This window comes from Rhodopirellula sp. SH410, from assembly GCF_055811895.1.
In genome coordinates this window covers 3350903-3374676 of record NZ_CM147949.1, presented here as the reverse complement: position 1 = coordinate 3374676, position 23774 = coordinate 3350903, and the positions used below count along the sequence as shown (strand labels likewise).

The following is a 23774-nucleotide window of genomic DNA, read 5'->3' as shown; positions in this document are numbered from 1 at the left end:
TATCCGATCAATACCAACACATTACGAAGAAACTTCATCAGTAATTTCGGTTTTGCTCTTGCGGTCTTGTCCTCGCACGAGCGATATCCCAGGACTGATGACGTTCTCAATACCCACAAAAGTCACCTAAATCAGGTATCACAACCATGAGTCGCTCGCAACAAACGTCGAATTCGACCCTGGAGACTCTATCGAATAAGTCTGGCCGGACAACGGGCGATGGGAAACGTCGCTCGGGTGGCGTTCGAATCGCCGCTCTCGCTCTGTTAGTTCTCAGTACCACCGTTACCAGTGCGGGGACACTCTCCGCCGAGGAACCGGCGACCACACAGCCATCCATGGCGACAAAATTAAATCCGATGAACTGGAAGATGCCAACCTTGCAGATGCCGGAGTTCCTCGTTCCGAATAAAGATCAAGAACGGATCGTCGAACGCAAGAACACCTTGTTCAGCGATATCAAGACGACCACTTCGGAATCGTGGCAGCGCACCAAGACAACCTTCAGTCCGGCACGTTTGAACCCCATGAATCTGTTTGCAGGGCCCGAAACGCAACCAGGCCAACCCACCAAACCTGGCTTTTTTAGCTCGCTGTTCTCGCCGGGGGAACCTGAACCGGAAGAACGCGTGGCCACCGTGAATCAGTTCCTAAATCAAGACCGCCCCTAAGCATCCGAGTCGCGTCGTTCAGACACGACGCGTTGTGAGGTCTATGCCGATGATCGCGGCGACCGACCGTCACCTGGAGCTGCCACACCTGAACCGTCGATATCTGCATGTAGGCGTCTTTTCAGTCTCGTGAGGTGTGGAGCAATGTTACGAAGTCTATTTCTGGCAATTGGGATCATGTTGGTAGTCATCGGCGTGGAGTCGATGTTTATCGATTCAGCCAACCTACATGCCGCCCCAGGATCGAAGGCTGATGATGCGGGTGGCTCGCAAGTTGCCGCGACGAAGTCGTGGCAACCGGGCGAGACGTTTCCGTTTGCGATGATCGCAGTCGGTGCCATCGTGGTCGTTTACTCGAACACTTTGCCCAAACGCTTCGCTCGCGGTTAAAGGGCCCCCCCACGCTTCGCTCTCGTTGACAGAGCAAGCGACCGGCAACGTCCCCCCGAAAAACTCTAATCAGAGGAACCCACCATGACCAAAAACACCTTCCGAATCGTGGCCCGCGATCGCGATGGAACGCTGCAAATGCGAGATTATCCCGCGATCGATCCCCTGGCGGAACACTACGACCAAATCGGCGTCGACGATTGCAGCACCGACTTGGCGCTGCGGGGCATGCCGGTATTCCGCGGCCTGATCGGCCCGATGCCCGAAGGTAAGGACATTGTGCGTTATGAAACGCCTGAAGTTTTTGAGATGTTGACGAAGGAATGGGGGCTGAGCAAACCGAAACAGCGGCGCACCCGAACCCGCAAACCAGAGCGTGCCAACGACGGGGAAACCGCACTCGCACGAGAAACCGACGAAAGCTCACCGATTCTCGCGTGATGGGGGTTTGCCCAAAATCGTCCGAGACGATATTTTAGCAACCTCACAAGCCGAAGTGGCGGAATTGGCAGACGCGCTGGATTCAAAATCCAGTTCTCGCAAGGGAGTGAGGGTTCGAGTCCCTCCTTCGGTATTGTTTCAAACGACATGAAAGGTCTGGAGCGGAATCCATCCGCTCCAGACCTTTTTTTTTCAAATCGAGCCCTGGGTTCGTCCCAGCGGTGTCGCGGTGCCGCCCTTGGCAGCAACGGGTGGCGAATTTATCATGCCGCTCTTCGTCGTCGCGACCCGCTCCCTCTTTTACACCCCTCGCCGGGGTTGTGTTTTTGCGTCATGGCCAATTCGAACTACCGTCATCTGCTCTCGGCACTCGTGCAAAACGTGCCCGGAGTATTGGCTCACATCTCTGGAATGCTCGCTTCACGCGGTTTCAACATTGATTCGCTCGCCGTCGGCGAGACCGAAGATCCGAAGCTGTCGCGGATGACCTTCGTCGTCGTCGGCGACGACAGCGTGCTCGAACAGGTCCGCAAACAACTCGAAAAGATTGTCACGGTCGTCCGCGTACTCGACATCAGCTCCAACGATTTTGTCGAACGCGATCTGTTGCTGTTAAAAATCAACGCTCCAGCGGGCGGCGTTCGCACAGAAGTCCGTGAGCTGGTGGATATTTTTCGTGGCAAAGTCGTCGACGTCGGTCCCGAAGAAATCATGATCGAGATTAGCGGTCGCGAAGGCAAAGTGCAGGCATTCATCGAACGCGTGCGGCCCTACGGTATTCGCGAACTCGTCCGTACCGGACGGATCGCAATGGTTCGCAGCGATAGCGAGCATGGCGCGTCCGCCCGAGCGGCCGCTGAAAACGCAAAAGCCTGATCCACGCGGTCGCAACGCACCGCGATCGTTCAAAACCAAATTCACTCTCTAAACACTCAACCAATAACTCTCCTCGAAATCTGAGAAGGTCCCCACACCGATGGCTGCAACGATTTACTACGACAACGATGCTGATCTTTCGCACTTGAAAGGCAAAACTGTCGCGATTTTGGGCTACGGATCCCAAGGTCACGCGCAGGCTCAAAACCTTCGTGACAGCGGCTGCGACGTCATCATCGGGCAACGTCCGGGATCGGCTAACTACGATCTCGCCGTCGAGCATGGCTTCCAACCGATGTCGATCGCTGAAGCGACCAAAGCGGCCGATGTCATCAACATTTTGCTGCCCGATGAAGTTCAGGGTGACATCTATCGCGAGCACATCCTCGAAAACCTGTCGCCGGGCAACGTGTTGATGTGTTCGCACGGTTTCAACATTCATTTCGGTCAGATTGACCCACCCAAGGGTATCGACACCCTGTTGGTCGCCCCGAAGGGCCCCGGCCACTTGGTTCGTAGCGAGTACGAACAGGGTGGTGGCGTGCCGTGCCTGATCGCACTGGGCGAGGGAGCCGCTGAATCGACCAAGCAAATTGGTCTGGCATATGCCAAGGGCATCGGCGGAACACGCGGCGGTGTGATCGAAACAAGCTTTGCCGAGGAAACCGAAACGGACCTGTTCGGCGAACAAGTGGTCTTGTGTGGTGGCGTCAGCGAGTTGGTCAAAGCGGGCTTCGAAACGCTCGTAGAAGCTGGTTACCAGCCTGAAATGGCCTACTTCGAATGCATGCACGAACTCAAATTGATCGTTGACCTGCTGTACCAGGGTGGCCTGAGCTACATGCGATACAGCATCAGCAACACCGCCGAATATGGCGACTACGTTTCGGGCCCGCGGATCATCACGCCGGAAACCAAGGTAGAAATGAAACGGATTCTGACTGAAATTCAAAACGGTGAGTTCGCCCGCAAATGGATTAGCGAGAACCGCGCCGGTGCTCCGTTCTTCAAGGCAACTCGTCGCCGCGAACGTCTCCACCAAGTCGAAGAAGTGGGCAAGGGCCTGCGTCGGATGATGAGCTGGATCGACGAGAAGGAGGTTTAATCCCGTGAATCGACTACCTCCGGTTTCTGAAATCACGCAGTTGCAAATCGACTGTGTGCAGAAGTGGCACAACGAACCGATCGCAAATCCGTACGACGGATTCGCGCATCTCGTCTGTCGCCAGCATGAGTTCAACTATCGACTGTGGCACGAAGAAGACATCGCGCGCAGTCCCGAGGTCAACGATGAACGCATCGCCGGAGTGAAAAGGTCGATCGATAAGCTAAACCAACAGCGCAACGACATGATCGAGCAAATCGATGATGCGATCACAGCGCTGTTGGCCGAGGCAGGTGTCGGTGACACGACCGCACTTCCCATCAATACGGAAACTGCGGGCAGTGCCATCGATCGCCTATCGATCATGTCGCTGCGGTTGTACCACTATGCCGAGCAGCGTGATCGGACGGATGCCGATGACGAACACCGGAACAAAGTAGGCGCACGTGTAGAATTGTGCCAAGTCCAACATGCGGACTTGTCTCACAGTCTGCAAACGCTCATTGACGACTTGTTTGCCGCCCGGATGCAGCACAAAACCTACCGGCAGATGAAGATGTACAATGACCCGTCGCTGAACCCGGAAATTTATCGGGCAAAGAAGTAGTTCGTTTACGTCAGTCAGTTGTCCTACGATACGCAACGAGGGTTATGTCATGGCCTATGTAACGTCCACCATCCATGGTGCACCCTCGGAACGATTCGATCTCGATCGCGATGAGATGCGAATCGGTCGCCACCCGGATTGCGACATCGGCGTCGATGCGGGTGCGGTCAGTCGCTATCACGCGAAAATGGTTCGTGTCGGCAAAGATTGGTCCGTCGAGGATCTCGGCAGTCGCAACGGCACGTTCGTCAACGGACAACTGCTCACTCGCCCGCACATCCTCGCTGAAGGCGACCGGATTCGGATCAGTGAAGTCGAGTTGCGTTACCATCTCGACGAAGTTCCGGAGTTTGCCCGCAGCGGAACCAGTCAAATGACTTTCGACGGTGCCAATTTTGGTATCCAGATGGTCGAAGATTCCGACACGCAGGTGGTCGCGAGCTCGAAGATTGAATTTCGCAGTAGTGATCAAGGCCTGAAAATGGCTGCGACACCCGAAGCGAAATTGGCGGCTTTGATCGCAATTAATCGAAACCTCACGGGGGCGATTTCGTTAGACGAAGTCTTGCCCAAGGTGCTTGGCAGCCTGTTCGAAGTCTTTCCATCGGCTGACCGTGGGTTTGTCGTGATGGAATCGCCCGACGGTGGGCTACTACCGCGCTGGGTCAAGACGCGATCGAAGGTGGACGAGTCGGAGACATTGCGAATCAGCCGCACGATCATTCGCAAAACAATGGATAGCGGTGAGACCATTCTGTCACTCGATGCGATGGACGACAGCCGCTTTGACAGTAGCGAATCGATCGCCGACTTCTCAATTCGATCCATGATGTGCGCCCCGCTGCATGATGGCGACGGCAAAGCGATCGGGGCTCTGCAGATTGACTCGACCCAAGGTCGCGGTCAGTTTCGTGATGAGGACATTGACTTGCTCACCGGTGTGGCCGCACAGGCCAGCGTGGTGATCAATAACGCACGACTGCACGAACAATCGTTGCGGCAGCGGGAAGTGGAAACCGATCTCAAACTCGCCACCGAAGTCCAACAGGCATTCTTGCCCTCGAAAGCTCCCGTCGTACCGACTTATCTTTTAGAGAGCTATTACCAAGCCGCCAATCATATCGGCGGTGACTATTTCGATTACATCGATCTGTCGGACGGTCGAGTCGGTGTCGTCGTCGCGGATGTTGTCGGCCATGGTGTGGCCGCTGCAATGTACATGGCGAAGCTTGCTGCGGAGACGAAGTTTTGTTTAGCCAGTGAGCCGGACCTGGCCCGCGCCATCGAGCGGTTGAACGATTTGATGAGTGGCTTGCATGTCGAGCGATTCGTCACCTACCTACTTGTCGTGATCGATCCCCACCGAGACACCATCTCGATCGTCAACGCGGGGCACATGCACCCCATCATTCGCGCAGCGTCGGATGGCTCGATTCATGAGCCGGGCGAAGAAGAGTCGGGGCTGCCCATCGCGATCGACGAAGGCATGGAATATGCCGTCACAACCTATCCGTTCCTGAAAGGTGACCTGGCGGTGATGTATACCGACGGGATCAACGAAGCGATGGATATCGATGACGAAGAATGGGGCACTGATCCACTACGTGACATCGTTCGCGGCGCGATCGTTTCGCCAAGCGGCGGGGAGTCTGCTGCAGCGGTCGTGAAGTCGCAGATCATCAAGAGCGTTTTCGAACATATCGGCGAAGCCGTGCAGTTCGACGACATGTGTATGGTTATCATCGAACGCACCGACGATGCGATCACCAATCCCAACGACGCGCGGCCATCGCCCCACGCCGATGGCAGCCAATCCAAAGTAAATCTCAACGATACGGATGAAAATCTCCATGACACAGCCGAAAAGAACTAGCAACATCGTCCGTTGGGGATTCATCGGTGCGGCTCAGATCGCACGCAAGAATTGGAAGGCGGTCCGGATGAGCGGCAACAGTGTTGTCGCAGCGGTCGCCAGTCGCGATTCCTCGCGTGCCGAAGCCTTCATCCATGATTGTTCCATCGAAACCCCACCGGTGATCGTCGGTCGTGATGGTCAGGCGACCCTGACTCGGCCCGAAGCCATGGGCGATTATCAAGCATTGCTCGATCGTGACGATATCGACGCCGTCTACATCGCTCTGCCCACGACGATTCGGAAACAGTGGGTGATCGCGGCCGCCAAGGCGGGCAAACACGTCTTGTGCGAGAAACCCATCGCTGTTCATAGCGATGACGCCAAGGAAATGATCGATGCCTGTCGCGCGGCCGGCGTGGGCTTCATGGACGGTGTGATGTTTGATCATTCTGCGCGATTGCCTGCAATGAAACATTCCCTTGAGGATCCCGAACGATTCGGCAAACTGCACCGCATCCAAAGTCACTTTTCGTTCTGTGCCGATGATTCGTTCGAATCAGGAAATATCCGAGCGAATGCCGATCTGGAACCGCACGGCTGCCTCGGCGATTTGGGTTGGTACTGCATCCGGCTGAGCCTGTGGGCGGCAGGCGATCGCATGCCGCACTCGGTCTCCGGGCGTGCAATTTCCACGTACGATGGCGGTAGCGTGCCGTTAGAGTTCCAAGGCGAATTGCAGTTCGATGACGACCTGACCGCAGGATTCTTCTGTTCGTTCCGCTGCGTCAATCAACAAACGGCGACTTTCTCCGGTGAACGCGGGTATGCGACGATGGACGACTTCGTCTTGCCGTACGTAGATGCGGAAGCGAAATGGCAGTGCCACATGCACGATCTGCAAATCGACAATTGTCGCTGGAATTTTGGACGCCATACCGCCGAGCATGCCGTCTGCGAACACGCGTCGGGCGAAGCGGACTCTCAGGAAGTGAACATGATCCGCGACTTTGCGGACGGCATTTTGAATGGATCACCCAATGCTCGGGCCAGCGAGATTGCCATAAAAACTCAACGCGTGCTCGATGCCCTTCGTCGCAGCGACGTCGAAAACGGCAAATGGGTGCCGGTCGCCTGATGCGAAACGTCGCGTCGCGACGGCAGCGTATTGCCTGGGATGGGAGCCGTAGCTTGGGACCATCGTCCCGAGCGAGCATCACCCCCGAGCGAGCCATCGCCCCCAAGCGAGCCATTGTCCTGAAGAATTACTCGGACGGGACAATGGTCCCGTCCTACCTCCATCATTCTTGAAACTCTGTGGCCCACTATGTCTCAAAACCAATCCGGTGCCAAAAACGTGCTGGGAACCGACCTTGAAGTGTGTAGTACCGACCCGATGACGGGTTTCTATCGCGATGGATGCTGCAACACGGGTGGTCAAGACGTGGGGGTGCATGTGGTCTGCATCGAAGCGACGGCTGAGTTTCTCGAGTTCAGTCGCGCCCGGGGAAATGACCTGAGCACACCGATGCCGATGTATGAGTTTCCTGGCTTGCAGCCCGGCGATCGATGGTGCCTCTGTGCGGCGCGCTGGAAAGAAGCATACGAAGCGGGAAAAGCCCCCCAGGTCCACCTCGAGGCCACCCATATTTCAGCACTCGAGTACGCAAATCTAGAAGAGTTGCAGCAGCACAGCGTTTAGGTTGTCGCTGGGGTTTCCCGCTGGATGCGACCCGTCGCGAGCAATCTGTCGGAGTGGAAATGGAAGTGGATGGTCGGGGAGGTTCCGCGACTCTCGCTCGATTCGGAGAGTTGAGCGTCAATCACTATTCCTGCCACCAGAATCGCACCAACTCGGCCACCCGCTCCGCTTCAATGGGATCGCCAATCATCAACTCGTCGGCCAGTGCTGCGACGGCAGGCCACACCGGTTCACTGGCAATCACCTGTTGCAGTCGTGCAACGACGCCCTGCAGGAGGCGAAGTTGTTGCTCATGACCAACCACCATTCTCGCCACACACTGCTGGGCTTGCTGCCCGTCCAACGCCCAACTCGCCGAATCGAATTCGTCGAGGTCTTCGCCGCGATAAACCCACTCGGCGATGGGGCCCGCTAGGATCGTCAGCAATTCCCGTTGCTGTTGCCAGCGATGATCGGGATCCACGCGTCCCCAGTTTACGATGCAATCGCCGAACCGGCGGGGCAGCCCATCCTCACCATCGTCGTAGACGGAGGCTTGCGAGAGCGACACCGATTGAATCTGCGCCCCCAGCGCGCAGCCGATAATCGCATGGCCCGCTTCGTGGTACGCCGTGTGGATGTCCTCGTCGTCCGATTCCCAATCCCAATCCATGGTCTCTATCGTAGCTCCTCGATCGCAGCGGTCATGCGTTTGAGCGTAGCGGCATCGAGCGGGCGCGCCGACGCCATTTCGCGAATTTGATCCGGGCGACGTGCGCCAACAAGTGCGGCTGTGACCCCCACCTGGGAGAGCGTCCAGGAAACGGCCAAGTCGGCGACGCTCCGGTCGGTTTCCCGGGCAATGTCTCGCAGTTGATTCACGACACGGTGTGCTTGGGCGCGACGCTCTCCTTGAAAAACGGCATAGCCCGGGCGACTGTCGCCGGGTGGGAAAACTTGATCGGGCGAAATTTTGCCCGCTAGGAGTCCCTTCATCAGCGTCCAGTACACGAGCACATCGCAGCCCGCCTGGGACGCATCAGCAATCACAGTTTCGAGATTCTCTCGCTGCAGCAGATTGAGTGGACATTGGATCGCTCGACACTCACACACCGCGGCAAAGCGTCGGCGCTGCTGGACGTCGGCGTTGCACAACCCGATCCGCTGGGCGAGGCCCGCGTCGCGCATCTCGAGGAGCGCCTCGGCGCTACGTTCAATCTCAACATTCTCATCAATGCTGTGCAGCATCAAAGTTCCGAAGCAATCGATTCCAAGTCGGCGTAACGACTCCTCGGCGTCGCTGCGAAGCGTTCCGGGACGGCTGTCGACGATCCGTGTTCCATCAGGAAGATAACGTTGCCCCACTTTGCTGATCACATGGAAACGATCGGTATCCCCGCGGATCGCCGCCGCCAGATATCGATCTGCTTCGCCATGGAGACCGTAGCTGTACGCAGTGTCAAATACGCGAACCCCTAACTCAATTGCCGTCGCGATCGTCGCCTCCGCGTCGCGTGCCGTCACGCCCATCGTGGTCACTCCCGAGATCGGCCAGAGTCCCAAGACGACTTCGGACTGGAACAAGGGGGCAGCCGGCGTCGGGTTAGAATCAGATTCAGTCATCATCTTCGCTCTTTTCTCGCTTGTGCGTCACGTTACATTTCGAATCGTTGCTCTGGCGTCCAGGACGTTGAATTTCCCAGGCCCGAACACCTGCGTCGACCAGACGCTGCCTCAGGCTTTCATTGGGGGGTGGCTCTTCGTGGCGATCGACGGCACCGCGAAACCGAAGTTTCCGGAGCCCTACCCGCCGCTTTTTTAAAGTGGTGCAGGCAGGTCTCTCCGGTGAAACTGAATCATCGCGATCAGGTAACAGACAGCGCCCATTGCAAACAACAAACCGGGATAAAACAGCGGTGGATACCAACCGGGTTCAATCGGTTGCGTGAAACTCCAAGGTGAGCTGAGGCTGCCTTCTCTGACAAGCGTGGTCATTTTCTGTGGTTGGTAACACTGGAAAAATGCCCACGACTGCAACCAAGCCAACGACTCGGCAGCTTTGCCGAGCCCGAACATCACAAGCTGGATGACATAGACCGTCATCACCGCGCCGATGGTCCGCCAACGGTAGCGATCAAAGCTGCTGAAGCAACTGCTCAGGCCCAGTATGAAGAATCCCAGTGCGAATAGATTCAACACGGATGCGGTGTAGGTCGCCGGACTCACACGCTGCCCCAACACGAATGTGTCCTCGGTCGGCGGATCGGTCGACAGTGGTATTTGGAATCCAAAGATCGGCACCTGGATTGTGGGCGCCGGTACCGTTTCGGTGATCGTTGTGGTTTCAATGCCCACCGTCATGCCGGCCCACAGCAGAAGGCACAGTGCCATCAGGCCGGTCATGCTGACGACGGCATGGGACAACAGAAATCGCGTCCGGCTGATCGGTTGGCTCAGCAACATCTCCAGGGTACCTCGGCCCAGTTCCCCGCTGACGACATCGCTGCCACGTGCAACGCACCAGATCACCGTGCACAGGATCACAATCGGTTCGTCGAACGTCATGCCCACGCGCCCGGTGTAGGTAAACAAAGCGTCGAAGGGAACGGGCGCGAACCGCTCAAAGTCACGGAACTGCTCGATGATGTTTTGGAATTTGCCCATGTCGAGCAATTTGACCACCCACACTCGAACCCACCCGAACGAGAACATCGCAATTCCTAGAAACACAAAGAGCAGCGATGATTGGCCGATGTTCTTGCGGACCATCATGCGGTCGATGCCGATGTCTCGCAGCGGAATCATAACGACACCTCGTTTGCGGTAGCGGGCGTCTCGACATACGTCCCGGTCGTAATATCAGAGCGGCCGAGATGGACGGCTTCGTAGACGCTATGGAGGCCGAGCGGTTCAATACGCAAATGGTGCAGCGGCAGAGAGGCGATCCAAGCGAGGGCGGGCGCGAGATCACCGGCGGTGTCAATCTGCACGCGCCGCCCGTGTGGCCCCAACGGCCGAATTTCGTAGCCGGTAATCAGGCCATGCAAACTCTCGGGAACGTCTCCGAACGCTGGCACTTCTTGCTCTCCTGGAACGATGGCATCGGGGTCCAGAGTCGCGGTCACCCGATGACGCTGAAACAAATCCTCCATAACGAGTTTCCGGGCTAGCTCACCTTTGCGGAGGAATGCCACTCGATCACAGGTTTGCTCGATCTCTGACAAAACGTGCGATGAAAACATCACCGTGCGTCCCGCGTCGCGCTCACTGGAGACCAACGCGAGAACTTCGCCCCGCACGCTCGGATCAAGGTTTGCGGTCGGTTCATCAAGAATCAACAGCGGCGTGCGGGGACCAAAGACGACGGCTAGTGCGAGTTTCTGTCTCATTCCGGTGGACATGAACGCGACTCGCCGCGACAGATCGAGGTCCAACCGGTCGGCCACTTCGAGCGTCCGGGTCAAGTCGCCACTGGGGTGCATCTGGGCGAAAAACTCCAAGACCCCGCGCCCCCGCATGTGCCGTGGTAATCTCGCATCGCCGGGCAGGTAGGCCACCCGTCTCCGCACCTCCACGCTGTCGGATTCGGGATCGTAGCCCGCCACACGAGCGGCACCGGACGTCACATGGAGATAGCCCAGCAAGAGTCGGATCAGCGTCGTCTTGCCGGCTCCGTTGGGACCCAGCAACCCAAAAATCTCGCCCCGACGCACTTCGAGGCTGCAGTTGCTCAGCGCCGCAAAGGCTCCATAGCGTTTCGTCAGATCCGTCGTCAGGACGATGGGATCGAGATCGCTGGATTGGCTAGTTGAGTCGAAGTTGGTGCACATAGAAAGCTGAATAGAGTCTTTTGATTGAGTAGTCAAGTCTCTCGGAGACTCGAATCAGTGTCTCGAAGTCGTCCGGATCCGTGCCTCGAAGAGACGCTGCTACTCATTTCGACGGCAGGTCGTTGTTGCGGACATCGGCCAGCTTACGGGCAAGTTTGACTTGAAGTCGAGCGACAACGTCCTTGTGTTTCGGCGAGGAAGCCAGATTCGTGAACTGTTCGGGATCCGCCTGCATATCGAATAGCTCCCGGCCGCGAGAGCCGTCGTCACCGTATTGAATATATGCCCAGCGGTCTTCGCGAATCAGGAACCCCTTCCGCATGGGTGCGACGCTGAACGCAGCATCACGCACTTCGGCCTCGGGGTCGTCGAGCATGGATGAAATGTCCATGCCTTGTAAATGGGGTGGCAGCTCCAACCCACACAGACGGGCGGTGGTCGGGTAGAGATCGACGAGTTCGACCAGGCTGTCACAAACCGCCGGCTGTTTCCCTGGCACACAAATGATCAGCGGAATCGCTGCGGATTCCTCGTGCAGAGAGACTTTGGCCCAAAAGTCATGTTCGCCGAGATGGTAACCGTGATCGCTGGTAAAAATAACAATCGTTCGGTCCTCGACACCGGACTGCTTCAGGGCGTCCAGCACTTTGCCCACCTGGGCGTCCATGTAGGCGACGGAGGCATAGTATCCGCCGATCGCCTTGCGCTGGCGGCGGAGGTCCATCTTCATGTTCACGCTGGTCTTGTAATTGATGCCTGGTACAGGGATATCGTCCCAGTCGTCGGCGATGCGCTGCGGCAAGGCGAGCTGGTCGTAGGGTTGGAAAGGTTCGAAATACGCACGCGGGGCAACGAAGGGCACGTGCGGACGGACGAAGCCGACCCCCAGCCAAAACGGCTCGTCAGCGTGCTCGAGAATCAGCTCGGACGCCTTCTCAGCCGTCTTGCCGTCGGAGTGAACTCCATCGTCGCCATCTGCCTCGACGACCACGAAGGTATTTCCGCCGACGACGGGCCTTTTGCCGTCCGGGTTGTTCTCGAGTGTCTCGCCGTCGCCGGCCGCCATCCATTCAGGGCCAGGACTATTGAACCGCTCGGTCCAGGACCGTTCGTCATCGGCACCATTGCCGCCATCATGATCACGTCCATCGCCTCGCGTCTGGATGCCACCAGGGACGCCCATGTGAAAAATCTTGCTCACCCGTGCGGAGTAGTAGCCACTGTTTTTGAATTGCTCCGACCACATCGCCCGATCGCCGATCTGCGGTCGCGGATTGGTGTAACCCAGCACACCGGTGGCGTGCGGATAGTACCCCGACATGAACGAGGCCCGGGACGGACCACAGTAGGTTCCCTGACAATACGCGTGCGTGAACCTCGTTCCCCGAGCTGCCAAGGAATCAATATGGGGCGTCTGGCAGACCGAATTGCCATAGCACGAGAGCGCCGTCGCCGTCAGGTCGTCGGAAATGATGAACAGCACATTGAATCGTTCCGCCGCGAAAGTCAGGGTCGGCGAAAACCACATCAGTGCGATCAGAAAAAACCATCTCATCTCAGTTACCGCATTTCGAGGGTGTGTCATGGTAGACAAGAAATGATAACCGGCATGCCGCTGCGGGTGTCGAGCAAGGCTCTGAGTCCATGCCATCTGCTCCCTTCCGCGTTCGTTGGAGATTTCTCAGGAAGTAAGAAACTGCCCTGAAACAGATTCCGTATTTGTGATCCTAGCAGGATCGCCTACTCTGGGGTGAAATCACACCTCCCCAGGACCTTGCCATGGACGGCTATTCGTCCGAAATCGAAGTCAGGATGATCAGTTTTCTCGAGTCGCTCGGAGAGAGGGATCGGCGCCGTTACGCTGCTGTCGAGGCGACCAAGTTAGGCCACTGTGGGATCACCTACCTCAGCCAAATGTTCGGCTGCGATCCCAAGACGATTCAGCAAGGCAAGTCCGACCTTGAGAATCCTCCCACAACGGAGGATCTCAAGCATCAGCGAAAAAAACGGCGGCCGCTAGAAAGCGGAAGTTATCACGCCTGAAATCAACGAAAACCTCTACATCGTCCTGAAGGACCACACCGCTGGCGACCCGATGCGTGCTGAGGTGAAGTGGACGAATCTCTCTCTTCGTCAGATAGCAAAGCGAATAGCGGATCTTGGCACGCCAGTCAGCAAGGATATCGTCAAACGACTGCTTTGGAACGAGGGCTACCGTCACCGCAAGCCGCAGAAGAAGCGAACCATGGGCCAGCATGCCGACGGCAACGCCCAGTTTGAGAACATTGCCAAACTGCAGTAGCAGTATCTCGATGCGGGCCAGTCGGTAATCAGCATGGATACGAAAAAGAAGAAAATGCTCAGGAATTCCTACCGTGAAGGAGTGACCGATGGTTTCGAACCAACAATTGTCAACTATCATGACTTTACCAGTTCAAGCAGTGGTACCGTGATCCCGCATGGCATCTACGAGGTTGCCAAGAACAAACCTTCGTTGCATTTGAATTACAGCGAGGATACTTCCGAGTTTGCTTGCGAAAGCACCGAGTAGTAGTTCAGCTAACAAGGTTGGCAAGGCTATCCCGGAGCAACCGAACGATTGGTCTTTTGCGACGGTGGGGGCAGCAACAATGCGGCGCATTCCATTTCCAAAGAAGACTTGCAGTCGCTCTCGAATCGGCTGAATCTGCGGATTCGCATCTGCCACTACCCGCCGTACTGCTCGAAGTACAATCCGGCCGAACACCGCGTCTTCCAGCACGTGAGACGAGCCTGCAAAGGAGTGCCGCTCGAAAGCGTGGACGTGGCCAAGCACCACATCGAAAAGACAGAAACCACGCAGGGGCTTAACGTTATTGTTCGTATCATGGACAAAATCTCCGAAACCGGCCACAAGTACGCCAAGGATTTCAAGAAGACGATGACCATCCAGCTCGATCAACACCTCCCAAAATGGAACGACACCGCTAGCCGCGAATCATTCTGAAATCGGGACGTTACTTCGGGACAATTCCCAAGCGACCGCGAATGAACCACCCGAGTAGCTACGTTCGCCAGAGCGTGGATGCCCGGCGTCTGGCGGCATGAGATACATCTGATTCCACGCATTCTTTGTCTCGCTGTCGCTCAGAAACTTCGATGATGTAGGCATCGAGATTCCCGGTGCCGACTCGCCTAAATCGTGTCACCCAAGGGCGTCGTCACTCACATCGCCCCATCGACAGCCTCCGCGTCGCGCCCCTTGCCCCTGTCCTGCCCCCTGCCCCTTGTCGCGTCAAGACATGGCCCCCGTGTGCTACACCGTGGGGTACTGCGCCGTTACATTAACGTCCATTCGAGAGGAGTTCAAATTCTCGCCGAACACATCTACCGGAGTGCGTTTTCGTGAAGTCAAGCCTGGTTTCCTTTCTCTTGATAGCGATCAGCCTAGTGCCATCAAGTGCCTGCGCTGACTCGGTTTGGAGTCCTTTCGGGCCTGGCGGTGGGGGTTGGATCGAGGATGTTGTTGCGCATCCGACCAATCCTCAAGAGGTCTGGGCGATGACCGATTTGTCGGGACTGTTTCGCTCGCAAGACGCAGGGGTGACCTGGCGCAAGATGTCTGCTGATGTCGAACGGGGTGTGCTAGCGAGGAAACAAATCGTCTCACACAATCGTCAGTTTGCGATTGACCCCAAGGACCCGCAACACATGTACTGGGGAACCTGTGGGATGATTTGGGCGAGCCACGATGGTGGCGTCAGTTGGCTGCCGGTTTTCGGGGAACCGCCGTCGGTCGGCGATGACATGACGCCGGGGATTGGACACACGATTGACGTGGCGCCCGATGGCCGTGTTTATGCCTTGGACTCCGCGAGCGTTCTTCGTACTTCTCACGATCATGGGGCATCCTGGAGCGAGTTGACGTCGCCACCGATCGCAGAAAATTCCTACGCGACACCCGCATTTCCCATAGTACTGTCCGATGGAACGCTGTGCGTTGCCAGCCGACCATCCAAAGGGCTAGCCGTTTCGCGTGACGGCGGTGTCACGTGGAAACAGGTTCTCAAGGATCGCGTCATCCTCAGCGTTCGGGCCGCATCCAAGAACGCCCCCCACAGTGGAAGCCTGTTCGCGTTTGACTCAAACGGCGATTTGCATCGCAGCAGCGATCGCGCAGCCACGTTTGAAATCGTCAAATCCTCTCCGCACAAATGGCGGGCGGGACAGCGGTTCGCGGGGGGCCTCGCCGTCAGTGGCGAAGGTAAAATCATGCTCTGGGCACTCGGTGAGCTGAGCGTGAGTGCAGACTGGGGCGATAGTTGGACGCGGCAACGGATCGATAAAAACTGGGATCGCGGCTCATATCCAGGCATGAATCGTTACGCTTCGCCCGAAGGAAAGTGCAGTGCGGCGACAGTCACGGCGGATGGACAAACGTGGCTCTCCTGCGACAGTTCCCTGATGTGCCGGAGCACGGATGATGGAGCGAGCTGGACCGGTTGCACAACGGGACTGCAGGTGCTGTGCTACTTCCAGGGCCCCGCCATCAGTCCGCACGATCCGCACCAAGCCATGGTGGCCGCGCTTGATCAAGGCGTCTTCAAGACCAGCGATGGCGGTGCGACGTGGAAACCCATGCGCATCGAATCCGACTGGTGGGACGAAGACTGGCGAAACCACGACGGTAGCGTCGTCAAAGCACACCCCACAATGCCTCGAACCTGGTTCGCCATCATTCATGGTCACGGAGGTACCCGCCATCCACGCCTGTATCGTAGCGATGATGGAGGCGAGCACTGGAAACTCGTACTCGATTTGAAAGAGCAATTTGGTGGTGATTGGAGCAAATGGCTGGATGACAGCGAGATGGGCGATCTCTGCTTCGATCCCTCCAACGCGAACATCATGTACCTATCCAACTACCAGCTCGGCGTCTTCAAGAGCACCGATGGGGGTGCAAGCTGGAAGCATACGCTGAAAACAAAAAATGCGCTCAGCCTGATGACCAGTCCGAGCGGTCAGCACATCTATGCACAGTGCCTCAAACGGAACGGTCTTTACGCCAGCCACGATCGAGGTGAATCGTGGGAGCTTGCCTATGCGGCGGAGGGTGTCGACGGCATGGCTCAACATCCCCTTGAAGAAGAAACGCTGTTCATCTCCGATGGCCAGCACGAGAACTATTGGAGCCACCAAGGACGCCGACCTGCCAAACTCCTCAAGAGCATCGATGCCGGAAAAAACTGGCAGGAGGTGACCACGCTCGACAGCGGGCCGCTGTACATAGATCCCGTCAAGCCGGAAATCATGTTGATGAGCACGCTGCATGGCGGCAGAGGCATCCTGCGTAGCACCGACGCGGGTCAAACTTGGCACGATTTTCACCATGATGCCCCAAGCTATACCGCGCGTGGATTTACCTACGGAGGCAAGCCGGGAAGCGTCATCTATCATATGTTCGGCAACCAAGCACTCACCGAGACGGTCTACCGTCCATAGGCTTGCCTTTCAAAAAACGCTGCCCATCCGTCGATCGATACATCAACGCATCAAGAGCCGCAAAACATTTCTAGTCGAGCACAGGTGATGAACTCACGCGAACAGATTCTACAAGTCCAGCAACAGATGGGCGAAGCGATCATCGGGCAAGAGACCGTGATCGAACGCTTGGTGATTGCCCTGCTCGCAAACGGCAATGTGCTGATGGAGGGATTGCCCGGCACGGCCAAGACGCGATCGATCAAGACCTTGTCAAAGCTGATCGAAAGCGAGTTTAGCCGTGTCCAATTCACGCCTGACCTGTTGCCCTCCGACGTGACCGGATCGGATATTTACCGCGAGCATAGTGGCACGTTCGAGTTCCAGCCGGGCCCACTGTTCGGCAACTTGGTTCTCGCGGACGAGATCAACCGGGCCCCGGCAAAAGTGCAGGCGGCTTTGCTCGAAGCGATGGAGGAACGGCAAGTCACGGTCGCGGGTAAAACACACAAGCTGCCGGAACTGTTTCTCGTCATGGCCACGCAGAATCCGATCGAGCAAGAGGGCACCTACCCATTGCCCGAAGCACAAATGGATCGGTTCCTGATCTACGTGAAGGTTCCGTATCCCGCCGCCGAGAACGAGTTGTCAATCCTCCGCCTGGTACGTGCTGAAAACACCGGTGGCAGTCGTCCACCTGTGGAACCCATCTCGCAAGAGACGATCTTTGCCGCTCGCAAAGAGGTCGGCGCGGTGCATGTCGCCGAGGCGGCTGAGCAGTACATGGTCGATTTGGTGATTGCATCGCGTGAGCCGCAGCGATACGGACACGAACTGGCCAAATGGATCCAGGTCGGTGCCAGTCCGCGAGCAACGATCGCGTTGGACGCCGCAGCGCGAGCCAGGGCCTGGTTACGCGGGGTTGATTTCGTATCCCCGGAAGACGTTCAAGCAATCGCGCCCGCCTGCTTGGCGCACCGGCTGCACTTGTCCTACGAGGCCGAGGCGGCTGGCAAGTCTCGGGAGGACGTGGTCGATGCGATTCTGGAACGAGTTGCGGTTGCGTAGTTGCCAAGAGAGCAAAGAACTATGAAATTTTTCTCTCCGCGTCCTCCGCGAGCCGCTGCTCAAAAATCTTCTGTGCGAATTCACGCGACGCTCGAAGACCTTGTTCAGTTACAGTATGAGGCTCGCGACTTCTCGCTACTTCCGCGTCAGCCGGTCCACAGCCTATTGAGCGGGCGGCATGCGTCGCGGTTGCGTGGTCGAGGCATGACGTTCGAGGAACTACGCCGATACCGTGAGGGCGACGATGTTCGCTCGATCGACTGGCGGGCGACCGCGCGGCTCCGCGCGGCTCATGTGCGAGTCTATTCGGAGGAGCGTGATCGTCCCGTGTTGCTGGTCGTTGACCAGCGAATGACGATGTTCTTCGGTAGCGCCCGGACCACCAAAGCAACCGCAGCCGCAGAAATCGCTGCGATGTCCGCCTGGCGAACCGTCGACCGCGGCGATCGCATCGGCGCGATCCTGTTCGACGACGACGAGTTTGTCGAGATCAAGCCACAGCGCAGCCGCAGCAATGTCTTGCGAATCTGTCACGAGCTCGTGCGGCTCAATGGACGTTTGTCAGCCTCGCGTCAATCCGACGGCTCGGGCAACTTCAACGAAGCCCTGCGCCGGGCTCTCAACGTGGCGAAACATGACTGCTTGGTAATCTTGATCACGGACTACCAGGGCGACGACGATACAACGCGCGAGCTGACCACGCGTCTGGCTGCACACAATGACGTTCTTGCCGTGCTGGTTTACGACCCGCTCGGCGTACGCATGACAGGCCATCCGCAGATGGAGGCGACGGACGGCCACGGACGAGCTTCGGTGCCGGTGGGTGCCCCGTTCGCGAATCGGTTCGAGGCGGAATTCCAAGCCCGTTGTGATCAGATTCGTGAGCGGCTGCGTGCGGTTCGAATTCCAATTCTGCCGATCTGCACACATGACCCTCTGCCTGAGCAGGTGATGGCCGCTCTCGGGAGATCCCGATGAAACCTGATCCCGCCAGCCTCGACAACCTGCGAGACATTGCCGAGCCACCGCCGGTACCGTGGTGGCCCCTGGCAGCAGGTTGGTGGATGGTGTTGGCCATGCTAGCCGTTGTGGTCGTCGCGGCCGTTCTACGGCTCCGCCGAAAATGGAATGACAACGCCTACCGGCGTTCTGCACTCAGCGAGCTGCAGTTATCGACAACCATTGCCGAGATCGCCGAAATCTTGAAACGTACCGCGCTGGTCGCCTACCCCCGGACCGACACCGCACAGCTCTCCGGTTCCCAATGGTGCCAATGGCTTGAAGAGACCGGCGGGGCGCCAGTGCCCGCGACAGTTGCCGAAGCGCTGACGAAGGGGGTCTATGCGAAACTCGATTCCGCCAACGTTGACGAGGTGGGCACGTTCGCCAACCACTGGATCCTGAATCACCATTCCCAGACAGACGTTCGCGAAGGGAGCGACGAGCCATGAACTCAATGACTCCTACGTGTTCTTCGCGATCTTCTGTTCAAGAAACGCCCCCATGCTAACCTTCGCTCACGCCTGGATTTTCTGGCTCGCGCCGCTGCCATTGATCGTTCGGTGGCTGATGCCACCGCGTCAGCGGATGCAACCGGCGGTCCGTGTGCCATTCCTGTCACGTCTACAGGCAGCGGGTGCCGGTGCATCCGAAGAGACGTCTCGGAAACTTGGCATGTCCCTCGTGCTGCGAGGCGTCGTGTGGTTGTGGATCCTGGCGGCACTCGCCCGCCCGCAATGGTTGGAGCCACCGATCGAGCGTTCGATTCCGACGCGTGACTTGCTGCTGCTGGTCGATCTGTCCGCCTCAATGGACAAGCAGGATTTCACCAACCAGGCGGGCCAGCCCGTCAATCGTCTCACAGCCGTCAAAGAAGTCCTCGGCGACTTCCTCGCTCGCCGTGAAGGTGACCGTGTCGGCCTGGTGGTGTTCGGCAATGCACCGTTCCTGCAGGTGCCCTTTACCACTGACCTGAAACTCTGCCAGCAGCTGCTCGATGAAACGCAGGTCGGCATGGCGGGTCCTCGTACCGCACTGGGCGACGCCATGGGGCTGGGCATCAGTCTGTTCGAAAACAGCGACGCCCCCACCAAAACGATGATCGCCCTAACCGATGGCAACGATACCGGCAGCGGTGCGCCGCCTACCGAAGCCGCCCGCGTGGCCAAAGACCGCGACATCACCATTCACACCGTCGCGGTCGGAGATCCGGCAACCGTGGGCGAGGAAAAGCTTGATCAAGAATCGCTGCGATCGGTGTCCAAGACAACCGGAGGCGGCTCTTTTCTAGCGATGAATCGCGACGAGCTGGCTGGGATCTATGATCGTCTCGACAAAATCGAAACGCGGGATGTGAAAACGGTGAGCTATCGCCCGCGACGTGATTTGTACTTCTGGCCCCTGGCAGCCAGCTTGCTCGTTTCGCTCGCAGCCCACGCGTGGAAGCTGTGGTCCGGGCGTGCCCCTTCGCGTGCCGGCATGTCGACCGTGAGGCTGCGGGTCAATCCGCGCACCTTTGAACTGGAGTCGTTCGAGCAATGAACTTCCTAGGTGACTTCCATTTCATCCGTCCCGCATGGCTGTTGCTGCTGCCAGTCGCCATTGGCATCTGGTGGCGGGTGCGTCAATCGCAAGACCCGCTACGTGGCTGGCGCGAGCTGATGGATCACGAACTGCTCAACGCAATGACGGTGGGTGGAACCGTCAACTCCTCACAACACCACCGCGTATCGACCGCGACTTGGTATCGCTGGGGGCTTCTCGTTGCCTGGCTGCTGTCGATCGTGGCCTTGTCCGGACCGACGTGGCGGGCGGAACCATCACCGTTCGCGGACGATCCTGTCCCCGTGATGATCGTACTCCGAGCAGGCGACACGATGGACTTGTCCGATCTGAGCCCCAGCCGCATGGAGCGGGCGAGGCTGAAGGTTGCGGACTTTGCCGCCCTACGCAAAGGGCAACCGCTAGGACTGGTGACGTATGCCGGATCGTCGCACTTAGTGTTACCCCCCACACGTGACACCTCGGTGGTGGCGACGATGGCTGCGGAAATCAGTCCGGCCATCATGCCGAAACCGGGCGATGATCTCGCCGACGCTCTGCGGACGGCAGCGCGTGCCCTCGGCGACACGGGCGGTTCCATCGTCGTGATGACAGACACCGTCCTTGACCAAAACAAAATGAGTTTCGATCGGTTTCGATCAGCAAGCAGTTTGCCGGTCTACTTTCTGGCCATCGCTCGCGACGATACACCGGAGTTCGATGCGATCGAACAAGCCGCCGCCGAGCTTCATTCTCATGTCACGTTGTTGACTCCGGATTCCCAAGACGTCCGTTCACTCGTCCGAAGTACGGCGAAAGCACCCCTAGCCGTTGACGTCGGTGGAGACGGCACCCGGTGGTCAGAAGCGGGCTGGTGGCTGGTACCCTTGCTCGCCCTGTTTTCGTTGCTCTCATTCCGACGGGTCTGCAGCACAACCCCCGAGCCAACCACATGAAACCCATCGCACTGACGATTTTCATCGGCGCCTTCACTTGGTGGGGTCTGTGGTTCACGCCGGACCAGCAGGGACAACGGCTGATGGGTCGGGGCGAGTTCCAAGCTGCCGCTGACGCCTTTCGGGATCCCAATTGGCAGGGCGTCGCCTGGTTTCGCGCGGGCGAGTTCGAAAAAGCCGCGCAGGCATTCGCACGCAGCGCGACGCCCGAGGCAGAGTTCAATCGCGGCAACTGCCTAGTCATGCAAGGCAAATACGAACCGGCCATCGAACGATTCGATCGCGCGTTGGAACTCAATCCTGAAATGGAGGATGCCCGCGTGAACCGGGACATTGCCACCGCCCGTGCGAAACGGATGGACAAGACCGGCGGTGACATGGGGGACCAGAAACTTGGCGCAGACGAAATCGTATTCGACAAACTGAAAAAGTCAGGCGGGCAGGAGACCGAAGTCGAGGGGGACCAACCTCTATCCGATTCGCAGATGCAAGCACTGTGGCTCCGCCGCGTGCAAACGAAGCCTGCTGATTTCCTGAAGGCGAAGTTCAGGTATCAGCTTTCCACAGATGATCAGCAATGAGCCGGACAGTGAAAATCAAAAACGTCCGAAGTCACCTGCATGATTTCAACCGACACACGCAACGGACAAAACTTTTGGCAACCGGGTTGGGGAAAAACCGCAACCGATCCGAAAGCCAATTCGTCGAAAATGACGTCAAAAATGACAGGCAATCCTGCCGACAATCGCATTTACGATCCAGGCCCCGATTGCAGGCCCTCCACTCTTCTCTTCGCCCGATACTGTTTGTCATCTTCTTCCTATCGAGTGCTGCGGCGTTTGCATTGGACGCTGTCCAAGCCGAAGTTGGCAAAGAGACCGCCTGGACCGGGCAAGCGGTGCCGATCGTGATCACCCTCTTTTCGCCCGGGCCCTTCAGTGGTACCGCAGCCTTCGACATACCTGAACTGCCACAAACCATTGTCGTGAAGGCGGGAACCCCCCTGGTTGGGAGTCAAGAAATCGACGGCGAATCGTACCTCACCCAGCGGCATGAGTTCACGCTCTACACACAGCGCAGCGGCGAAATCGTCATCCCCGCGTTCCGAGTTCGATTCGCCGGCAAGAAGACATTCACTTCGGATGCCGTACCGATGGATGGCATGACATCCCAACTGCAATTCAAATCGAAACGCCCACCGGGCACCGACACGATGGGCGTTGTGATCAGCGCCACCGAAATGAAGATTGAGCAGTCATGGAACCCGCTGCCTGAAAATCCGATCGAAGCCGGTGACGTCATCCTCCGCACCATCACGCGAAACGTCGAGGGTACCACGGCGATGCTGATGCCCCCGGTGCCCGACACCGCGCCCGAGGGTGTGCAAGTCTACTCGGAAGCACCTGTTGTCCAGGACACCGTGCAACGCGGTGACGCCAACGCCCTGCGCGTTGACATCATCAAGTATCAGTTCCAGAGTTCCGGGCATTTCACGCTGCCGGAACTTACTTTCACATGGTGGGATCCCGAACAGGAAATGCTACAAAGCGAATCCCTGAGCAGTCTCGAGATCGACGTGGCTGAAGCCAAGGTCGCCATGCAACGAGTCGACCAGGAACAGACCGGACGGCTGGGCCTCTGGATCTCCGCGGCCATCGGGCTACTCGTCTCTGCCGTTATTGCCTGGTCCGTTCGCACGCCCATTGCCCTGTTGCTTGCAGCCTGGCGAACGCACCATAACCGTCCCGAGGCGGTTGCCGCGAGAAGACTGCGAGCGGCCTGCACTGCCAACGATGCACCTGCTGCGTACACCGCCCTCATGGCCTGGCTTGCCGCGTGCCGACGTGGCGACGATGGGAGTCGCGGCGAGACACTCTGCAGCCTGGACCAGCAGCGTCCACTTCGCGAGCAATGTCAGGCGCTCTCGCGGGATCTCTTTTCGTCCCAACCCAACACGAATGAGTGGGATGGCAGGAAGCTCTGGGCGGCATTCTCCGAAGTCCAACGCCCACGAGCGCCCAGCGAACTCGCACGTCGACGCTCCGCCCTTCCCGCCCTGAATCCTTCCTCCGCCGAAATTCATGATCGTGCCGCTCGATACTAAGGAACGAGCGGAAAGTTACTGTCTGATATTGTGGCCGAACGCTCCATGGTCGGAATGGCAGAAAAGCACCTGCGTTTAAGTTCTGCGATAGAATCCCGAGACTAGCCGATTGGGCGCTAGCCTGGACCGCTAAATCCTTGGGGTTGCAGTGCTCTTGCATTGCGCAAGTTTTCTTCTGCATCTCCGCCTCCT

General features: G+C 57.8%; 23 protein-coding genes, 1 tRNA gene and 1 pseudogene. 20 read left to right on the top strand and 5 right to left on the bottom strand.

Annotated features, from left to right (window positions below):
- Positions 1-146 precede the first annotated feature (146 nt).
- The 10 genes from SH410x_RS12420 to SH410x_RS12375 all read left to right on the top strand — a co-directional run bounded on the left by SH410x_RS12420 (position 147) and on the right by SH410x_RS12375 (position 7644).
- Complete coding sequence (locus SH410x_RS12420) at positions 147-671, top strand: hypothetical protein (RefSeq protein WP_473676807.1); 525 nt, start codon at positions 147-149, stop codon at positions 669-671.
- Between the two features lie 144 nt (positions 672-815).
- A complete protein-coding gene (locus SH410x_RS12415; protein ID WP_473676806.1) occupies positions 816-1061 on the top strand; it encodes a hypothetical protein in 246 nt (81 codons plus the stop codon).
- 84 nt (positions 1062-1145) lie between these two features.
- Entirely contained in the window at positions 1146-1502 is a 357-nt protein-coding gene (locus tag SH410x_RS12410; RefSeq protein ID WP_473676805.1) for a hypothetical protein, read from the top strand.
- Between the two features lie 49 nt (positions 1503-1551).
- Positions 1552-1635 (top strand) — tRNA-Leu (locus tag SH410x_RS12405).
- A gap of 200 nt (positions 1636-1835) precedes the next feature.
- Entirely contained in the window at positions 1836-2378 is a 543-nt protein-coding gene (gene ilvN / locus SH410x_RS12400; protein ID WP_473676804.1) for an acetolactate synthase small subunit, read from the top strand.
- A gap of 100 nt (positions 2379-2478) precedes the next feature.
- Positions 2479-3483: a ketol-acid reductoisomerase gene (ilvC, locus tag SH410x_RS12395; RefSeq protein WP_473676803.1), complete on the top strand. Its 1005-nt coding sequence runs from the start codon at positions 2479-2481 to the stop codon at positions 3481-3483.
- A 4-nt stretch (positions 3484-3487) separates the two neighbouring features.
- Positions 3488-4090 (top strand): DUF4254 domain-containing protein, encoded by a 603-nt coding sequence (locus SH410x_RS12390; RefSeq protein WP_473676802.1) that lies wholly within the window; start codon positions 3488-3490, stop codon positions 4088-4090.
- A 49-nt stretch (positions 4091-4139) separates the two neighbouring features.
- Entirely contained in the window at positions 4140-5963 is a 1824-nt protein-coding gene (locus SH410x_RS12385; protein WP_473676801.1) for a SpoIIE family protein phosphatase, read from the top strand.
- On the top strand, positions 5941-7080 hold the full coding sequence (locus SH410x_RS12380; protein WP_473676800.1) for a Gfo/Idh/MocA family protein: 1140 nt from the start codon (positions 5941-5943) through the stop codon (positions 7078-7080). Before SH410x_RS12385 ends, SH410x_RS12380 begins: the two co-directional genes overlap by 23 nt.
- 189 nt (positions 7081-7269) lie before the next feature.
- On the top strand, positions 7270-7644 hold the full coding sequence (locus SH410x_RS12375) for a DUF2237 family protein (RefSeq protein ID WP_473676799.1): 375 nt from the start codon (positions 7270-7272) through the stop codon (positions 7642-7644).
- Positions 7645-7768: 124 nt separating this feature from the next.
- On the opposite strand, the gene SH410x_RS12370 is transcribed toward SH410x_RS12375, so the two are convergent.
- From SH410x_RS12370 to SH410x_RS12350, 5 genes are all read right to left on the bottom strand, one after another.
- The gene (locus SH410x_RS12370) at positions 7769-8296 is read right to left on the bottom strand and encodes a cell division protein FtsH (RefSeq protein ID WP_473676798.1); all 528 of its coding nucleotides are present in this window, start codon (positions 8294-8296) and stop codon (positions 7769-7771) included.
- A gap of 5 nt (positions 8297-8301) precedes the next feature.
- Positions 8302-9249: an aldo/keto reductase gene (locus SH410x_RS12365; RefSeq protein WP_473676797.1), complete on the bottom strand. Its 948-nt coding sequence runs from the start codon at positions 9247-9249 to the stop codon at positions 8302-8304.
- A gap of 192 nt (positions 9250-9441) precedes the next feature.
- On the bottom strand, positions 9442-10428 hold the full coding sequence (locus tag SH410x_RS12360; RefSeq protein WP_473676796.1) for an ABC transporter permease subunit: 987 nt from the start codon (positions 10426-10428) through the stop codon (positions 9442-9444).
- Complete coding sequence (locus tag SH410x_RS12355) at positions 10425-11453, bottom strand: ABC transporter ATP-binding protein (RefSeq protein ID WP_473676795.1); 1029 nt, start codon at positions 11451-11453, stop codon at positions 10425-10427. The genes SH410x_RS12360 and SH410x_RS12355 overlap by 4 nt, the downstream gene beginning before the upstream one ends.
- Positions 11454-11556: 103 nt before the next feature.
- Positions 11557-13008, bottom strand: a complete 1452-nt coding sequence (locus SH410x_RS12350; RefSeq protein WP_473676794.1) for a sulfatase — start codon at positions 13006-13008, stop codon at positions 11557-11559.
- A gap of 224 nt (positions 13009-13232) precedes the next feature.
- On the opposite strand from SH410x_RS12350, the gene SH410x_RS12345 reads away from it, so the two are divergent.
- The 10 genes and pseudogenes from SH410x_RS12345 to SH410x_RS12300 all read left to right on the top strand — a co-directional run bounded on the left by SH410x_RS12345 (position 13233) and on the right by SH410x_RS12300 (position 23582).
- Complete coding sequence (locus tag SH410x_RS12345; protein ID WP_473676793.1) at positions 13233-13496, top strand: hypothetical protein; 264 nt, start codon at positions 13233-13235, stop codon at positions 13494-13496.
- A 52-nt stretch (positions 13497-13548) separates the two neighbouring features.
- A pseudogene (locus SH410x_RS12340) lies at positions 13549-14439 on the top strand (ISAzo13 family transposase).
- Positions 14440-14993: 554 nt separating this feature from the next.
- Positions 14994-16934 (top strand): WD40/YVTN/BNR-like repeat-containing protein, encoded by a 1941-nt coding sequence (locus tag SH410x_RS12335; protein WP_473676792.1) that lies wholly within the window; start codon positions 14994-14996, stop codon positions 16932-16934.
- Positions 16935-17021: 87 nt separating this feature from the next.
- The gene (locus SH410x_RS12330; protein WP_473676791.1) at positions 17022-17981 is read left to right on the top strand and encodes an AAA family ATPase; all 960 of its coding nucleotides are present in this window, start codon (positions 17022-17024) and stop codon (positions 17979-17981) included.
- Between the two features lie 21 nt (positions 17982-18002).
- Entirely contained in the window at positions 18003-18959 is a 957-nt protein-coding gene (locus SH410x_RS12325) for a DUF58 domain-containing protein (protein ID WP_473676790.1), read from the top strand.
- Positions 18956-19432 (top strand): DUF4381 domain-containing protein, encoded by a 477-nt coding sequence (locus SH410x_RS12320; protein WP_473676789.1) that lies wholly within the window; start codon positions 18956-18958, stop codon positions 19430-19432. The genes SH410x_RS12325 and SH410x_RS12320 overlap by 4 nt, the downstream gene beginning before the upstream one ends.
- Positions 19433-19484: 52 nt before the next feature.
- Complete coding sequence (locus SH410x_RS12315) at positions 19485-20522, top strand: VWA domain-containing protein (protein WP_473676788.1); 1038 nt, start codon at positions 19485-19487, stop codon at positions 20520-20522.
- Positions 20519-21478: a vWA domain-containing protein gene (locus tag SH410x_RS12310; protein ID WP_473676787.1), complete on the top strand. Its 960-nt coding sequence runs from the start codon at positions 20519-20521 to the stop codon at positions 21476-21478. Before SH410x_RS12315 ends, SH410x_RS12310 begins: the two co-directional genes overlap by 4 nt.
- The gene (locus SH410x_RS12305; protein ID WP_473676786.1) at positions 21475-22059 is read left to right on the top strand and encodes a tetratricopeptide repeat protein; all 585 of its coding nucleotides are present in this window, start codon (positions 21475-21477) and stop codon (positions 22057-22059) included. The genes SH410x_RS12310 and SH410x_RS12305 overlap by 4 nt, the downstream gene beginning before the upstream one ends.
- Positions 22060-22322: 263 nt before the next feature.
- Positions 22323-23582: a BatD family protein gene (locus SH410x_RS12300; protein WP_473676785.1), complete on the top strand. Its 1260-nt coding sequence runs from the start codon at positions 22323-22325 to the stop codon at positions 23580-23582.
- Positions 23583-23774: the final 192 nt, after the last annotated feature.

Bases quoted from the DNA above. Each gene is read 5' to 3' on its own strand.
- SH410x_RS12330 (WP_473676791.1), top strand. From the start codon at position 17,022: ATGAACTCACGCGAACAGATTCTACAAGTCCAGCAACAGATGGGCGAA.
- SH410x_RS12350 (WP_473676794.1), bottom strand. From the start codon at position 13,008: ATGAGATGGTTTTTTCTGATCGCACTGATGTGGTTTTCGCCGACCCTG.
- SH410x_RS12355 (WP_473676795.1), bottom strand. From the start codon at position 11,453: ATGTGCACCAACTTCGACTCAACTAGCCAATCCAGCGATCTCGATCCC.
- SH410x_RS12325 (WP_473676790.1), top strand. From the start codon at position 18,003: ATGAAATTTTTCTCTCCGCGTCCTCCGCGAGCCGCTGCTCAAAAATCT.
- ilvN (WP_473676804.1), top strand. From the start codon at position 1,836: ATGGCCAATTCGAACTACCGTCATCTGCTCTCGGCACTCGTGCAAAAC.
- SH410x_RS12320 (WP_473676789.1), top strand. From the start codon at position 18,956: ATGAAACCTGATCCCGCCAGCCTCGACAACCTGCGAGACATTGCCGAG.
- SH410x_RS12345 (WP_473676793.1), top strand. From the start codon at position 13,233: ATGGACGGCTATTCGTCCGAAATCGAAGTCAGGATGATCAGTTTTCTC.
- ilvC (WP_473676803.1), top strand. From the start codon at position 2,479: ATGGCTGCAACGATTTACTACGACAACGATGCTGATCTTTCGCACTTG.
- SH410x_RS12385 (WP_473676801.1), top strand. From the start codon at position 4,140: ATGGCCTATGTAACGTCCACCATCCATGGTGCACCCTCGGAACGATTC.
- SH410x_RS12360 (WP_473676796.1), bottom strand. From the start codon at position 10,428: ATGATTCCGCTGCGAGACATCGGCATCGACCGCATGATGGTCCGCAAG.
- SH410x_RS12365 (WP_473676797.1), bottom strand. From the start codon at position 9,249: ATGATGACTGAATCTGATTCTAACCCGACGCCGGCTGCCCCCTTGTTC.
- SH410x_RS12315 (WP_473676788.1), top strand. From the start codon at position 19,485: ATGCTAACCTTCGCTCACGCCTGGATTTTCTGGCTCGCGCCGCTGCCA.
- SH410x_RS12335 (WP_473676792.1), top strand. From the start codon at position 14,994: ATGACCGATTTGTCGGGACTGTTTCGCTCGCAAGACGCAGGGGTGACC.
- SH410x_RS12420 (WP_473676807.1), top strand. From the start codon at position 147: ATGAGTCGCTCGCAACAAACGTCGAATTCGACCCTGGAGACTCTATCG.
- SH410x_RS12370 (WP_473676798.1), bottom strand. From the start codon at position 8,296: ATGGATTGGGATTGGGAATCGGACGACGAGGACATCCACACGGCGTAC.
- SH410x_RS12310 (WP_473676787.1), top strand. From the start codon at position 20,519: ATGAACTTCCTAGGTGACTTCCATTTCATCCGTCCCGCATGGCTGTTG.
- SH410x_RS12305 (WP_473676786.1), top strand. From the start codon at position 21,475: ATGAAACCCATCGCACTGACGATTTTCATCGGCGCCTTCACTTGGTGG.
- SH410x_RS12380 (WP_473676800.1), top strand. From the start codon at position 5,941: ATGACACAGCCGAAAAGAACTAGCAACATCGTCCGTTGGGGATTCATC.
- SH410x_RS12375 (WP_473676799.1), top strand. From the start codon at position 7,270: ATGTCTCAAAACCAATCCGGTGCCAAAAACGTGCTGGGAACCGACCTT.
- SH410x_RS12410 (WP_473676805.1), top strand. From the start codon at position 1,146: ATGACCAAAAACACCTTCCGAATCGTGGCCCGCGATCGCGATGGAACG.
- SH410x_RS12415 (WP_473676806.1), top strand. From the start codon at position 816: ATGTTACGAAGTCTATTTCTGGCAATTGGGATCATGTTGGTAGTCATC.